General features: G+C 69.6%; 11 protein-coding genes. 4 read left to right on the top strand and 7 right to left on the bottom strand.

The features are described from left to right. Nucleotide 1: 1 nt before the first annotated feature. The 3 genes from A5764_RS17560 to A5764_RS17550 form a co-directional block, all read right to left on the bottom strand. Nucleotides 2–4,831, bottom strand: a complete 4,830-nt coding sequence (locus A5764_RS17560; RefSeq protein ID WP_067114809.1) for a cation-translocating P-type ATPase — start codon at nucleotides 4,829–4,831, stop codon at nucleotides 2–4. 379 nt (nucleotides 4,832–5,210) lie between these two features. Next, nucleotides 5,211–5,435: a hypothetical protein gene (locus tag A5764_RS17555; protein ID WP_067114808.1), complete on the bottom strand. Its 225-nt coding sequence runs from the start codon at nucleotides 5,433–5,435 to the stop codon at nucleotides 5,211–5,213. Between the two features lie 43 nt (nucleotides 5,436–5,478). After that, a complete protein-coding gene (locus tag A5764_RS17550) occupies nucleotides 5,479–5,853 on the bottom strand; it encodes a nuclear transport factor 2 family protein (RefSeq protein ID WP_067114875.1) in 375 nt (124 codons plus the stop codon). Nucleotides 5,854–5,930: 77 nt separating this feature from the next. Here A5764_RS17550 and A5764_RS17545 point away from each other — a divergent pair, with 77 nt between their 5' ends. Both A5764_RS17545 and A5764_RS17540 read left to right on the top strand, forming a co-directional pair. Then, nucleotides 5,931–6,797: a rhomboid family intramembrane serine protease gene (locus tag A5764_RS17545; protein ID WP_067114806.1), complete on the top strand. Its 867-nt coding sequence runs from the start codon at nucleotides 5,931–5,933 to the stop codon at nucleotides 6,795–6,797. Further along, nucleotides 6,794–7,255: an SRPBCC family protein gene (locus tag A5764_RS17540; RefSeq protein WP_067114804.1), complete on the top strand. Its 462-nt coding sequence runs from the start codon at nucleotides 6,794–6,796 to the stop codon at nucleotides 7,253–7,255. The genes A5764_RS17545 and A5764_RS17540 overlap by 4 nt, the downstream gene beginning before the upstream one ends. On the opposite strand, the gene A5764_RS17535 is transcribed toward A5764_RS17540, so the two are convergent. Genes A5764_RS17535 through A5764_RS17520 form a run of 4 tightly spaced genes read right to left on the bottom strand, consistent with a single transcriptional unit; the run spans nucleotide 7,256 to nucleotide 12,078 of the window. Next, nucleotides 7,256–8,038: an SDR family NAD(P)-dependent oxidoreductase gene (locus tag A5764_RS17535; RefSeq protein ID WP_197501586.1), complete on the bottom strand. Its 783-nt coding sequence runs from the start codon at nucleotides 8,036–8,038 to the stop codon at nucleotides 7,256–7,258. An 11-nt stretch (nucleotides 8,039–8,049) separates the two neighbouring features. Then, nucleotides 8,050–9,651: an AMP-binding protein gene (locus A5764_RS17530; protein ID WP_067114794.1), complete on the bottom strand. Its 1,602-nt coding sequence runs from the start codon at nucleotides 9,649–9,651 to the stop codon at nucleotides 8,050–8,052. Between the two features lie 14 nt (nucleotides 9,652–9,665). Further along, on the bottom strand, nucleotides 9,666–10,415 hold the full coding sequence (locus tag A5764_RS17525) for a GntR family transcriptional regulator (RefSeq protein WP_067114792.1): 750 nt from the start codon (nucleotides 10,413–10,415) through the stop codon (nucleotides 9,666–9,668). Between the two features lies 1 nt (nucleotide 10,416). Further along, a complete protein-coding gene (locus A5764_RS17520) occupies nucleotides 10,417–12,078 on the bottom strand; it encodes an SMP-30/gluconolactonase/LRE family protein (protein ID WP_067114789.1) in 1,662 nt (553 codons plus the stop codon). Between the two features lie 159 nt (nucleotides 12,079–12,237). Between A5764_RS17520 and A5764_RS17515 the strand changes: the two genes are divergently transcribed. Then, nucleotides 12,238–13,113 (top strand): SDR family NAD(P)-dependent oxidoreductase, encoded by an 876-nt coding sequence (locus tag A5764_RS17515; protein WP_067114787.1) that lies wholly within the window; start codon nucleotides 12,238–12,240, stop codon nucleotides 13,111–13,113. Beyond that, nucleotides 13,100–14,464, top strand: a complete 1,365-nt coding sequence (locus tag A5764_RS17510; protein WP_067114785.1) for an SRPBCC family protein — start codon at nucleotides 13,100–13,102, stop codon at nucleotides 14,462–14,464. Before A5764_RS17515 ends, A5764_RS17510 begins: the two co-directional genes overlap by 14 nt. Nucleotides 14,465–14,467 lie beyond the last annotated feature (3 nt).

Genomic DNA, 14,467 nt, shown 5'->3' with positions numbered 1-14,467 from the left:
CCTACAACTCCTGCTTGGGCTCCAGGGCTTCGACCCTCTTGGCCAGCCAGTTGGGCGCCAGCACCGAGACGGCGGTCGCGCCGGCCGTCGCGCCGATCACGCCCGACCAGGCGACCGGCCCGAGCGGGGTACACCCGAAGAACTGGCTTACGCCGGGAGTTTGGACGATGGCGACCAAGACACCCGCGCTGCCCAGCGCCGTGCCCAACACCAGCGGGCTGTGGCGGCGCGTCAGCAGGGTTTGCGCGAGCTGCGTGGTCACCAGCGCGGTGAGTCCCATTGTGGACGTGCGGCGTTCGGTGCCCGGAGTCCAGCGGCCGATGGCCCACGCCGCCGTCGCTCCAGCGGCCGTGACGGCGCCGCGGGTGACGATCTGGCGCATGAGCGGGGCGTCGAGGGAAGGCGCCGGTTCGGCCAGCGCCGCACGCTGGAACGCGCGCTGCAGCTCGTCGGCGTCACGGTCGATCCCGTCTTCGGCCTCTTCGGGCTGGGGGTACTGCGGGGTGACGGCGACCGCAAGCGCGGGAAACATGTCGGTGAGCAGGTTCACCAGCAGCAGTTGCCGCGTGCCCACCGGCGCGCGGCCGGTGCCCAGCGCGGTCCCGATGATGGTGAAGAGCACCTCGCCCACGTTGCCGCCGACCAGGATGCCCACCGCGTCGCGGACCCCGCCCCACATGCCGCGGCCCTCGACCAGCGCGTCGAGCAGCACACCAAGATCGTTGTCGGTCAAGACGATATCGGCGGCCCCGCGCGCGGCCGACGAACCGCGCCCGCTCACCCCGATGCCCACGTCGGCCATCCGGATCGCGGCGGCGTCGTTGGCCCCGTCACCGACCATCGCCGTCACCTGCCCGCCGCGCTGCAGCGCCGCGACGATCTGGACCTTTTGCTCCGGGCTGACGCGGGCGAAGACCTGGACGTCGGCGGCCAGTTTGGCCCGAGCGTCCTCGTCGAGGGCGGCGAGTTCAGCGCCGCTCACCTCCCGCGCATCGGACGGCAGGCCAAGTTGGCGGGCGATCGCGCGGGCGGTCACCGGGTGATCGCCGGTGATCAGCACGACTCTGCGACCGGATTCGACCAGCGCCTCGATCAGCGGGCGCGCCGATTCCCGTGCGGTGTCGGCCAATCCGACGTAGCCGATCAGCTCGAGGTCGCACGCGGCGGCGTCGACGTCGTCGGCGTCGGTGTCGTCCTCGGTGGTCCCGCGCTCCCAACGGCGCTGCGCCACCGCCAGCACGCGCAGGCCCTGCCCGGCCAGGCGCAACACCAAGGACTCGGCCTCCTCGAGGTCGGCGTCGGCGTCGGCATCGGCGAACCGGCAGCGCGGCAGGATCTCTTCGGGAGCGCCCTTCACAATCAGCATCGGTCCCGCGTCGGCGCCGACGAGGCCGACCGACGCGGAGTAACCGCGGCTGGACTCGAACGGCACCTCGGCCAGTACGTTCCATTCCGGATCGCCTTGCCCATCAAGGGATTCCGCGGCCGTGAGGATGGCCTCGTCGGTGGCGTGCGCGTGGCCCTGCCCGTTTTGCGGCTCGCCGCAGCTCCGCGCGGCGGCCCGCAACACCTCGGCGGCCCTCGGGTCACCCGCGTCAGGAAACGGACCCTCGGCGCTGGTGCCGTGCGGCACGCAGCAGACGACGCGCAGGTGGTTTTCGGTGAGCGTGCCGGTCTTGTCGAAACAGACGGTCTGTACCCGGCCCAGCGCTTCGACGGCCCGAGGCGTGCGCACCAGCGCGCCGCGCCGCGACAAACGCTGGGCGGCGGCCAGCTGGGAGAGGGTGGCCACCAGCGGCAGGCCCTCCGGGACGGCGGCCACGGCGATCGCGACGCCGTCGGCGACCGCCTGACGCAGCGAACCCCGGTGTGCCAGGGCCAAACCCGTCACCGCCGCGCCGCCGGCGAGCGTCAGCGGGAGCACCTTGCTGGTCAGCTCACGCAGCCGCGCCTGCACGCCCGCGGCGGACTCGACATCGGAGATCGCCGTGATCGCGCGTTGCGCCGCGGTCCCGGCGCCGGTGGCCACGACGATCGCGCGGGCGCGCCCGGCGACGATGGTGCTGCCCTCGAACAGCATGCTGGCCCGGTCGGTGTCGGCGACCGCGACGGGCTCGACCTGCTTGTCCACCGGCAGCGACTCTCCGGTGAGGAAGGACTCGTCGACCTCGAGGTCGTCGGCCACCAGCAGTCTTGCGTCCGCGGGCACCACCTCCGGGGCGGCCAGGTCGATGATGTCGCCCGGGCGCAGCGATTTCGCGCTGACCGTGACGGTCCGCTCGATGGAACGGGCCGCCTCCAGCCGGCGGTGCGCCGTGGCGACCGTGGGCAAAACGACGCGGCGCGCGTGTTGATCCTGTTCGGCGAACAGCTCGGCCACCGCCGCCTCGGCCCGCAACCGCTGCACCCCACCGGCAAGCGCGTTGGCCGTCATCACGCCCGCGACCAGCAGCGCGTCCACATTGCTGCCAACGATTGCCGAGGCCGCCGCTCCCACCGCGAGGATCGGTGTCAGCGGATCGGCGAGCTCGGCCCGTGTCGCCGACAGCAGCCGCCCCACCCGGGTGGCCGGGCCCCGCAGCGGCGCGATGACCGGGTTGTAGGACAGGTCGCCGAGGAGCTGTCGCCACGGCGCGGTACCGGGCTCGACGGCCAAGGGTCGGGTGCGGCTTGCCAACCGCGAGTAGACGATCTCGGGGTCAAGGGCGTGCCAGGCGGTCAGCGGCTGGGGCGTCGGGTCCGGCTGCCGCAGCGCCCGGGTGGCCGAGAAGGCGCCCGACATCAACGCGGCCGCGGCGGCCGCGTTCACCGGATTGAGCCAGCGCTGCAGGGCCAACGGGTTGACCGAGCCGGGTTCCCCGGTCACCAACAGCAGCCCGGCCAGGGTGCTGCCGCCCTTGGCGAGGCGCACCGACGACTCGGTGGCCTCCCGCGCGACCGGCAGCGCGGACAAGATGCGGACCGCCGCGGCCAGATCGGTGCCGGTGATGATGTCGGCGGTCCACGGGGTCGCCGCTTGCGGGTCGTCGAGGGCTATCCCGACGTCGGCGATGGCCAGGGCGGCCAGCGTGTCGGTCGACGCGAAGTCGCGGTGCAGCGCGGTGATCAGCAGCACCGGGCCGCGATCGGTCCGCAGGTCGCGCACCAACCTGAGCAGCGGGGTCCCCGCCGGGTGACTCACGGCGACGCTGGCGGTCAGATCCTCGGTGCCGGCGACGTGGCGCAACACCACCCGAGCGCCGGTGCGGTGCGCGGTCTGCAGCAGCGGGATCGCGAACGGGTCGACCTCCCAGCCCACGTCGACGCTGCCGACGCGTTCGCCGTCGACCACGAGGTCGGCGTGTTCGAGCCCCTGGGCGGGGGTCGTCGACGGTCCCTGCGCCCGCAGCCAGTGCAGGCGGGCCCCGGTGGCCGGCAGCTCGTCGGGATCGGGCTCGGGGGCCTCCTCGCCGTGCAGCAGCGCGTCGGCCACCTCGTAGACGCGGTCCTCGTCCCAGCCGGGCAGGTCTCCCCGGGCCACCAACACGGCGCGGTGGTCACCGCGCAGCGCGGCCCCGTCGATCACGACGACCTTCACCCGGTCCAGGCGGCGCAGAGCGCCGGGGTCGAGGATCAGTTGCCCGGCGTTGGCGAGCCCGCGGCCCAATACCGCGGCGAACGTCTGGCGGCCCACGTGCGCGGCCCTCGGCACGCCGGCCAGCAGCGCCCCGGCCGCGTCTTCGGTGCCGCCGCCGGCCAGCAGCGCGCCCGCCGCGGCGATCAACGAGGCGTTGGCGGCCTGATCGGCGTACTCCTCCACCGGACCTGCCATCGAGCCCTTCGCGGTGTCGATGGCGGCGTCGATGGCCCCCCCGACCATGACATGCGAAACCTCACCCGCGGCCGCGGCCGCCCAGTTGTGGCGCGGCGCCTGGGACTTGGGCCCGGCCGACGAGATGACGGGGACCACCGGGGCCTGGGGCCGCTTGGGCGAGGCCAGCTCCGGCTCCCGCTCGCGCCATCGCTGACGGTGCGCCGACGCCTCGGAGATCTGCAGGCTGCGTTGCGCGAGATCGAGCAGGGGGGTGCCGACCGCCTGGGTCAGCCCGTTGGCCAAGGCGGTCGAGGCGCTGAGTGCGATGTCGGTGCCGACCCGACCCAGCCGCGATTCCAGGACGGCGACCACGCGCGGCTGGTGATTCAGCAGGGCGGCCGCGGCGCGCGCGCTTCGCGGCGCGACGGGCAGCCGGCCCAGCCAGCCGGTGACCGCGGCGCCGATCGCGGCGACGTCCATCGCCGCGGCGGTTACCGGCACCAGGATCGCCAACGGGTTGCCCGGGTCGGCGAAGGGTGCGGTCCGCGTTGCCGACGTGGGCCCGGCCATGGCGAGGTCGGCGGCCACGTTGCAGACGGTCTCCCGTATCTCGTCCAAAACACGGTCGCCGTCGGCCGCGCTGTCCAGCTCGACCACGAGCCGGCCAAGGGCGCCCTCGACGTGCGCCGTGGCCACGCCGGGGATCCGGCGAACCGGCTCCTCGACGACCGGCGCGTGCTCGTGCCACGCGGGGAAGGGCAGCAGCGGGTCCAGGTCGAGGTGCACGCGCCGCCCGCTCTGCCAGCGCACCGGCGGCGCGACGCCGTTGGAGCTGTCGGAGGTGACGCCTATCCCGATCGCGCGGCCCGTCGTTTGGGCCATCGAGTGAACCACCGGGCCGGCCAGCTCGGCGACCGGGCTGGTGAGCGTCTGCACGGTGCCGGCCGCGCCGGCCGCGGTCGACACGCCGGCCCGCAACACTTGTGCGGCCCCGCCCGCCTCGCCGGCGACGACGCTGGCCACACCAGGAATCTTCACTCCGTCACCCTTCGATTACGTCTACCGCGCCCAATGATCCTGGCGTGTCAGGGGCCTGTCCACAGATGCGCTCCAGGACGGCCACGCGATAACACCAACCATGTGTGGCGGGTCGATCCGCTCAGTTATCAGGGGTGCAATCGCGTCCCTGGCAGCAAGGTTACCGGTTTGAGGGCACGGTCAAACGTGTCGACGGGCACGCGCGGATGCGGACTTCGGGCAACAAGCCCTCGTCACCGGCGGCGGCCGCGACCGGCCGAGCGATTAGTATTGCGCGCCAACGGTTTTGGCATTTGCCGGAGCCGGCGCGCCTCGAATGGCGTGAATGCGCGGTAGCCGTCGAACGGCTACGTGTCGCGGCTTTGCGAGAGGAAAACGGCTACAAAATTCGGTGGTTGGCACGGCCGACGTGGTACCCGGCCGGAAAGGATTTCTCGATAACCTGCAACTGATGGTCCACTCTGGACTCGAGTTCGAGGACCACGCAGCTATCGCCGAGCGCTTTCGATTCGAGAACTATGTACCGCTGACCACAATCGGTGATCGGGTCGCCCGAGTGCAATTTCTCGACCGGCACCGTCTCCGGCGTTCCGTCTGGCTCCATCTATCACACGTTAGGTCAATTCCACGGGCGAGGGAATAGACCGCTAAGTGGGGCCGGCCTGTGGCTGTTTGAAGAAAACGCTGACGCGAGAGATCAGCCCGTCGTCGGCTTGCTCGAAGAGGATGCACTCGGGCCACGCGGCGGGGGCGCCGTCGATCTCAAACGCCTCGGTCAACTCGACGTAGGACAACCGGGCGTTCACGTGCGAAACCCGTTGCACCTGTAGCCGGTGGCCCTCGAGATTGGTGAGCACCTTGCGCAGATAGGCGACGTAGTGCTGCTTGCCCTCGACCACGTCGCAGAACGGGCCCTCACGGGTCAAGCCTTCGTCGGCAATCGTGGTGGCCAGGCCGTCCCAATCGTGTGCGGCCAGGCACTCCAAATAGCGCTCGACGATGCCGGCGCCGACTTCGGTCACCTCGGTGACTCCACGCCACACACAGTAAGGCACCGCGGCGGTCCGCAAAATACCGCGCCGCGGGCGAAAATGGTGCGGTGAGTGCACCCAGCGCGCCGGAATCGCCGGCCGAGGAGCCGACCTGTTACCGGCATCCCGGGCGCCAGACCTACGTGCGCTGCAACCGGTGCGAACGCTACATCTGCGGGGACTGCATGCGCGCCGCTGCCGTGGGTCACCAGTGCGTGGAGTGTGTGGAGGCCGGTGCCCGCTCGATCCGACAGCCGCGGACCCGCTTCGGGGGGCTGCAGCGGTCGGCCACGCCCGTGGTCACCTATGCGCTGATCGCGATCAACGTCGCGGTTTTCATCGCGCAAATGGCGTCGGGGAATTTCGAGCAGCAGCTCAGCCTGTGGCCACCGGCCGTCGCCGACGGTCAGTTGTACCGGCTGGCGACCGCGGCGTTTTTGCATTACGGCGCAACGCATTTGCTGTTCAACATGTGGGCGCTGTATGTCGTGGGCCCACCGCTCGAAATGTGGTTGGGCCGGTTGCGCTTCGGCGCGCTGTATGCGTTGAGCGGGCTGGGCGGGTCGGTACTGGTCTACCTGATCTCGCCGCTCAACACGGCGACGGCGGGCGCTTCGGGCGCGATCTTCGGCCTCTTCGGTGCCACGTTCGTGGTGGCGAAGCGGCTCACCCTCGACGTCCGCTGGGTGGTCGCGGTCATAGTCGTCAACCTGGTCTTCACGTTCGTCGTCCCGGCGATCAGTTCGCAACGGATCAGCTGGCAGGGGCACGTCGGCGGACTCGTCACGGGCGGACTGGTCGCCGTGGCCTACGTCTACCCGCCGCGGGAACGCCGCAACCAGATCCAGGCCGCGGCGACGATCCTCGTCTTGGCGGTGTTCGCCGCGCTGGTCTGGTGGCGCACAGCCGATCTCGTTACGGAACTGTCCCTGTGAGCTGGTGGCTGGCCCATGCCGAGCGGGCGCTGTCCGAAGATGTTCCGGCGCCGCCGGGCGCCGTCCGCGACTTCTACGTCGATCTCGACAACCTCAGGCTGGTGCATCCGCTGATCGTGTCCGTGCAGGCCACGTCGCGCACCGAAACGCCGGGCGGTTACTTGCAGAGCTACCAGGTGGTAGACCGAATTCCATTGGGCCCCTTGTCACTTCGGATCACCTACCGGGCACGGCTGCACGTCCAAGCTCACGGCGACGTCCTGACCGAGGCCGATCAGTCACCCGGCGTGCGCCTGCGCGGAACGGTGAGCTTCACGCCGATCGACGGCGGCACCAGGATCACCGAGCGAATCCGGATAGCCGCGCCCCGGCCGCTGGCGCCGGTGACCACGCGTGAGGCGGTCAAGGGGCACACCGCCATGCTGGCCGGGATCCGCCGGCACTTCGAATCCGCCTGATCAGCGCGGTGTCCACTCGGAATTCAGCGCCAAATCGGAGAGGTACTTCGTCGAGCTCCAACCGCCGTCGACGACGATCGTCTGGCCGTTGATGAAGGCGCCCCCCGGGGAACACAGGAACGCCACGGTGCTCGCAACGTCGTCGACCGTGCCCAACCGCTGATGCGGCGTCATCTCGATATTCATCCGCCGAAAGCGCTCATCCTGCAGACGATGCTCGGTCATCGGCGTCTGAATTACCCCGGGAGCCACCGCGTTACACCGGATTCCCTGTGCCCCGTATTGGCAGGCGATGTGGGTGGTGAGCGCCGTGAGCCCGCCCTTGGCCGCCGAGTAGGCGCCGCCGCGAAGGCCGCCGACGACCGCGAAGGTCGACGTGACGTTGATGATCGCCGAGCCGGGCCGCATGTGGGGCAGCACCTCACGGATCAGTCGAAACGGCGCTCGCAGCATGAGATCGAGGAAGTGGTCCAACGTTTCGTCGTCGGTCTCGTGCACCGGCTTGGGACTGCCGATCCCGGCGATGTTGATCAAGAAGTCGACGTGGCCCCATCTGTGGACGGCGAGGTCGGTGATTCGCTTCGGTGCGTCGTCGTCCTTCAGGTCCACGGCAAGCGTGGCGACCCGGTCCGGATCGCCGATGTTCCCGGCCAATTCGGCGAGCCTGTCCTGGTTCCTCCCGGTCACCAGCACCGCGATGCCCATCGCGGCCAGCTTTGCCGCGCAAGCCGAGCCGATGCCGCCGCTGGCCCCGGTTACGATCGCTACCTGCATTTCCTGCATTTCCGGCATTTTCAATGGCCTGCTTCCATCAGCGCCGCCTTGATCTGGTGCTTGAGTATCTTCCCCGCGTCGTTTTTGGGTAAGACGTCCCAAATGACCACCTGCTCGGGCGTTTTGAAGCGGGCCAAGCCGGCGTCCTCCAGGAAGCCGCGCAAGGACACGACGTCCGGGCCCGGTCTGGCCGTGGGAACGACCACGGCGCAGGCGCGCTCTCCGGTCCGCTCATCCGGCAGCCCGACGATGGCGATCTCGGCGATGCCCGGGTGGGTCGCCAGGATGTCCTCGACCTCCTTAGGTGAGATGTTCTCGCCGTTGCGGATGATGATGTCCTTGGCCCGCCCGGTCACCAGCAAGTAGTCGTCGTCGACCCAACGCCCAAGGTCTCCGGTGCGGAAATATCCCTCGGCATCAAAGGCTTCGGCCTCGTCGTCGCGGTGCTGATACCCGACCAGCATCTGCGGTCCGCGCGCGCGGATTTCGCCCGCGACGAGCTTGATGGCGGCCAGGCCGACGCGTCCGTCGGTGTCGGCGGCGCGATCGACGTCGCGGGGCGACCCGATCGTGGTGACCGGAACCTCTGTCGACCCGTAAACCCGGGTCACCGCCGCCCGCTCGAAATACGATGCGGCCCTGCGGATCAACGACGGCGACACCGAGGCGCCGCCACACACGAACAGCTTCAGGTCGGGCAGCCGCGTGCCGGCGCGCTGCGCGGCGGCGAGCAGTTGCTCTAAAAACGGCGTCGCCCCGGCCATGTGGGTGCACCGCTGCGCGAGCACGAGCCGGACCGCCTCGTCGGCGTCCCACCGGTCCATCAGCACAGCGGTCGTACCGAGCAGCAGCGGGCACTCGAAAGCGTAGATGGAGCCGCCGATGTGAGCGATCGGCGACGCGACCAGAAACGCGTCGCCCGGCTCGACCAGCCAATGATCACGGATCTGACGAATCAGCGCATGAATCGAATTATGGCTGTGCAGCACGCCTTTCGGGCGCCCGGTGGTCCCCGACGTGTAGAGGATCATGCGCACCGCGTCGGGGTCGACGGTGGGCAGCGGTCGCGGCGGCGCCGGTTCGTCGAGCAGCGAGGTAAACGGCGTCTGGCCGGCACCGGCATCCCCGCGGACCACCACCACCTCGGGCGGTGACTCCAGCTGAGCGGTCACCCGGGCCAGCATCGCGGTGTAGTCGTGGCGGCCGAAACGCGAGGGGACAAACACCACGCGGCTGTCGGCGTCCTCGAGGATGAAACGCAGTTCCCGGTCCCGCATCGACGGCAGGATGGGGTTGGCCACCATTCCGGCCAGCGTCGCGGCCAGGTAGACGACCGCGGCCTCATGCCAGTTGGGCAACATGAACGACACCACGCTGCCGGGCGGAACGCGGGCGTGCAGGGCGTGCGCCAGCGTCGTCGCCTGCTGGCACAGGGTGCGGCAGTCCACCCGCCGATCGCCGTCGACCACCGCCGGCCGTTGCGGCGTAAGTCGTGCTGCCTCGCGCAGCGAGCCGGCCAGGGTGCCGCGAACCCACCAGCCGCGCGCGTAGGCGTCGGCGGCGCGTTCGTCGTCCCAACGGACCGAACGTCCGGCGATCAGCTTTCGGTCGTTTCTCGGCATGGCGGTGATGCCAGCTAGCTTTTCATGCGCCGCATCGTCATCGAATGCCGGAAGCGCGACGCAGGATGGGTGTTGATCGTGACCTGGGCCACCTGCCGGTCAGACGTCGTGTAGGTGCGTCGCACCTGCAGCGCCGGCGTCCCGGCCTCGACGTCAAGGCCGCACGCCAACGCGGTTCCGATAAGCACCGCCGCGATTTCTTGATGGACCTCGACGATGCTCAGGCCGAACAGGTCTTCGATCAGGGGGAAGATCGGGCCCTCGTGGCGTTGGAGCAGCCTTCCCACCGCGGCGAACGCGCGGTTGATGTAGTACTCGGTGCGGCACAGCGCGGGCTCGGAAGGCTCCGCGCCGTCGGGCCGGCGAACTCCCCGGACGGTGAGCCACTGCTCGCCGCCGGCCAGCCCGGTCCGGGCGGCCAACTCGTCATCGAGGGTGACCATGGCGACGGATTCGATCGCGAAACGCGTGCCGGTGGCGAACGCCAGCAGGTCGTTGATCGACATGACGTGCTGGACATAGGAATCCGAGGTGGGCCGCGGCACGACGAGGGTTCCGGCGCGCGGCCGCGACGACACCAGATTGTCTTCACGCAACCGGCGCAGCGCCTCGCGAATGGTGTATCGGCTGACCGAAAATCGTTCGCAGAGCTCGTGTTCGGTCGGCAGTTGGGAGCCCACGGGATACACCCCGTCGACGATCTCTTTGCGCAGGGTGCGCGCGACCTGCAGGTAGCGATGGTCGACGACTTTGGCTTCTGACACTTCAGCGGTCCTTGGGTGCGTCGCGCCGTATCGCCAGCACGCTGCCCTCGGCGTCCGCCGAAACGTACAGCGTGCCGTCCGCGCCGGCGGCGATGCCGGCGAACGGCCCCTGCGGCCCGGAGAACGGCGGCATGCCGAGCAGCGGCTTGGGGAGCACGCCGGGTGGCGCGCCCACCGGCAGGTCCGACGCGATCAGGCGCCGCGTCCCGGCTTCCAGGTCGAACGCGACGAGTTCCTTGGCGCCGGCGTCTACGACGTAGAGCTGCCCGTCGAGCACGAGGATGCCCTGGGGCCGCTGCAACCCGTCCAGCACGGGACCGGTGCCGTCGAGCTTGGTCACCCGCCCCGCGGCGGCCTCGGCGACCAGACAGGCGCCGTCCGCAGTGATCGCCACCCCGACCGGGTCGGCGAGCCCGGAGGCCAGCACCTCGACACCGCCGGATCCGATCGACAGCACCCGACCGGCACCCAGTTCGGCGGCCACGACGGCGCCGCCGGGAGCGACGGCCACTCCGTAGAGCTGATCGAAACCCTCTGCCAGCACCGCACTTTCGTTGCTGGCCGGCCGGTAGCGGGCGACCTGGCCGTTGGATGTGGTGACGACGAACTCCCCGGCGCGCAGGCGGGCCAGCCCGCGCAGGAAGCCGGGATAGCCGGGGCTGAACAGCATTCCAGCGGTCCGCAGGATGCCGGGTCTGATGGGCGACGACCCGCTTCGCCCGGCTCCGCCGCGCTCGCGATCGTCGCCGGCGGCACGCAGGACGTAGAAGTAGGTTCCGTCGGCGATGTAGAGGCTCCCGTCGACATCGACGGCCAGGTCCAGCGGCCAATTCAGCCCACCCGGCAGCACCGTCCGGCACTCTCCGTCGCCGAGGATCTCGGTGATCTCGCCGGTGAAATTCGAAACGAACAGTCGTTCGCCGACGAAGGTGAGGTTGTCCAGGCCGGGATTCAGGGTCGCCAGCACGGTGCGCTCGCCGCTGCGGGGATCGATGCGCAGTACCTGGCCGCTGTGCACCTGCGTCGAGACGATGCGGCCGCTCGAATCGAATTTCACCGCGTCCGGGACGCCGAGGTCGCCGGCAACGCGTTGCGGGTCACCGCCGTCGGGGTCGATGCGCCAGATTTCGTTGGCGCCCATCAACGGGAAGTAGAGCATGCCGTCGGGGCCGACCTCCATGGCGTTGGGCGACGGCGCGTGCTCCAGCAGCACCCGCGGCGCGCCCCCGTTCGGGTCGAGTTCCAGCAGCCGCCCGCCCTCCCGGCACTCCCCGATGAACAACCGGCCCCGGTGGAAGGTGATCCCGTTGGCCGACGGCACGTCGTCGCGCAACACCCGGATGCGGCCGCCCGCGTCGAGCGCGCTCACCCGACCGTCCATCACTTCGGTCGCGTAGAGGTTGCCGTTCGGGTCGAAGGCGACGTCGTCGGGTGCCACGATTTCTGAGCCCTTGGCGCTGATCACATCCAGCCGCCCGGTCGCCACGTCGAGCGCGCTGATCTGGCTGCCGGTGACCTGGGCGATGTAGACGCGGCCGTCGGGGCCGGTGCGCAATCCGTTGGCACCGAACAACCGGCTGGGCGGGGTGAGCCTCGTCAGGCTCCAGCCATCCGCAAGGCGCGGCGGCCGCGCGGCCGAGTAGCGACCTGCATCCTGCGACAATCCGGTTCCCGCTCTCACCGCTCGCACGATAGCAACCGCCTATTAGTCCAGACAATAGAACGGGCGAACTAGAGCTTCGCCCTTGACGTGCACGGCATTGCCGGAGAATCATGCTTTCTAATGAGTGCACGTCATTATTTTGTCCGGACAATATAGCCGATGGATCGTAATCCTCTTGCGCTGGACGGGCGCGTCGTCGTCGTCTCGGGCGCTGCAGGCGGCGGCATCGGGACGGCCGTCACGCGCATGGTCGCCGAGGCGGGGGCGACCGTGGTCGCGGTGAGCCGCGGGCAAGACAACCTGGACCGGCACCTGGGCCCCCTACAGGCCGATGGTCTCTCGATAGTGCCGGTCGCGGCCGACGCTTCCACCGACGAGGGGGTGAGCGCCGCGCTCGAGGCGGTGCGGCGGACCGGGGGTGCGCTGCACGGCCTGGTCAATGTCGCGGGTGGGGCGGACCCGTCGACCTGGATGCCGTCGACCCGGGTGACGCGCAGCGACTGGCGAGAGCTGTTCAGCCGCAATCTGGAGACGATGTTCTTCATGAGCCAGGCTGTGGCCGCGGATCTGAAGCGGGGCAAGCGTCCGGGGTCGATCGTTTCCCTCTCGTCGATCAGCGGGATGAACACCGCGCCGTTCCACATCGCCTACGGCACGGCCAAGGCCGCGATCGCGGCGGTGACGCGCACCATGGCGCTCGAGCTGGCCCAGGACGGCATCCGGGTCAACGCCGTGGCCCCCGGCGTCACCAAGACGCCCGCGTCGGGCACCTACGTCGACGAGGATCCCGGGCGTGACCGTCGCGCCATCGCGATGGGGCGCCGCGGCTGCCCGGAGGAGGTGGCCGGCGCCATTGTGTTCCTGCTGTCGGATCTTTCGAGCTACATCACCGGGCAGACGCTGCTGGTGGACGGCGGCCTGAACCTCCGATGGGGGCACCTGGGCGCCGACAACACCTCCCTGTTCCTCAAGGACGAAACGTTCCGCGCGGCCATAACACGTTGGGAAAGCGAGGAATTGGATGGATGTGACTGACGGCCTGACCGCGCCGGTGGTGATCGGGGTGGACGCCTACATCTCCGCGGACTACGTCCGCGCCGAGCGCGACAAGTTGTGGCGCAAGGTGTGGCAACAAGTCGGGCGCGTCGAAGATCTACCCCGGGTGGGCAGTTACCTCACCTACGACATCCTCGACGATTCCATTCTGGTGGTGCGCACCGGACCCGACGCTTTCAAGGCGCACCACAACGTGTGCATGCACCGGGGCCGTCGCCTGGTCGACGCTCCCGATGGGGCCAAAAGTGCGTGCGGCCACAGGAAGTCGTTCGTGTGCGGGTTCCACGGCTGGACCTACGACCAGGACGGCACCTGCATCCACGTGCCGGAGAAGCAGGACTGGCAGGGTGCGCTGACGCCGGAGAACACGCATCTGGCGCCGGTCAGCGTCGACACCTGGGGCGGCTGGATCTGGATCAATATGGATCCGGCGTGCGAACCGCTGCGCGACTACCTCGAGCCCGCCGCCACCATGCTCGATCCCTTCGGGCTGCAGGACATGCGCTGCAAATGGCGCAAATGGCTGCATTTCGGGTGCAATTGGAAGGTCGCCATGGAGGCGTTCAACGAGACCTACCACGTCGCCACCACGCACCCGCAGTTCAACAAGTTCGGCAACTTTCGCGGCTGGGCGATGGCGCAGGGCAAGCACAGCAACATCGGCTACGACGCGCCGAAGGATCTGGAGGAAACGCAATCCAAGATCCGCCTGGGCACCGGAGCCGACCCCCGCGTCTCGACGGCCGAGATGCAGCTCTACACGCTGGCGGAAACCAACGCCACCACCACCAAGACGCTGGTGGAGGCGGCGCGCCGCCTGGTCGACGAGCTGCCCGAGGACGCGCCGGCCGGCCAGGTGCTCGAGCACTGGCTGTCCTCGGCGCGGCGGGACGATGCCGCCCGCGGCGTGGTGTGGCCGAGCATCGACCCCGAACACCTGGCCAAGAGCGGCACCGCGTGGCAGATATTTCCCAACTTCCAGATCGGGCAGGGCCTGACCACCGCGCTGTGCTACAGCGCCCGGCCATACGGCTACGACCCGGACAAGTGCATCTTCGAGGCCTCATGCTACGAGCTGTATCCCAAAGGGGAAGAGCCGCAGACCGAATGGGTGTACGCGCCGCCGGACGATCCGGGCTGGCGCAGCGTGCTGCCCCAGGACTTCTCCAACATGGCCGCCGTTCAGCAGGGGATGAAGTCTTTAGCCTTCGCCGGACCCAGGCCCAACCCCTACATGGAGCGCGCCACCGCAAACCTGCACCGCAACCTCGCCGAATACATGGGCACCGGTGCACCCCGTGAACTAGCTCGCCGACAGGAAGAGGTCTGATCG

Origin of the sequence: Mycobacterium sp. 852002-51057_SCH5723018 (genome assembly GCF_001667035.1) — a bacterium.
Lineage (GTDB): Bacteria > Actinomycetota > Actinomycetes > Mycobacteriales > Mycobacteriaceae > Mycobacterium.
This window is presented reverse-complemented; position numbering and strand designations above follow the sequence as displayed.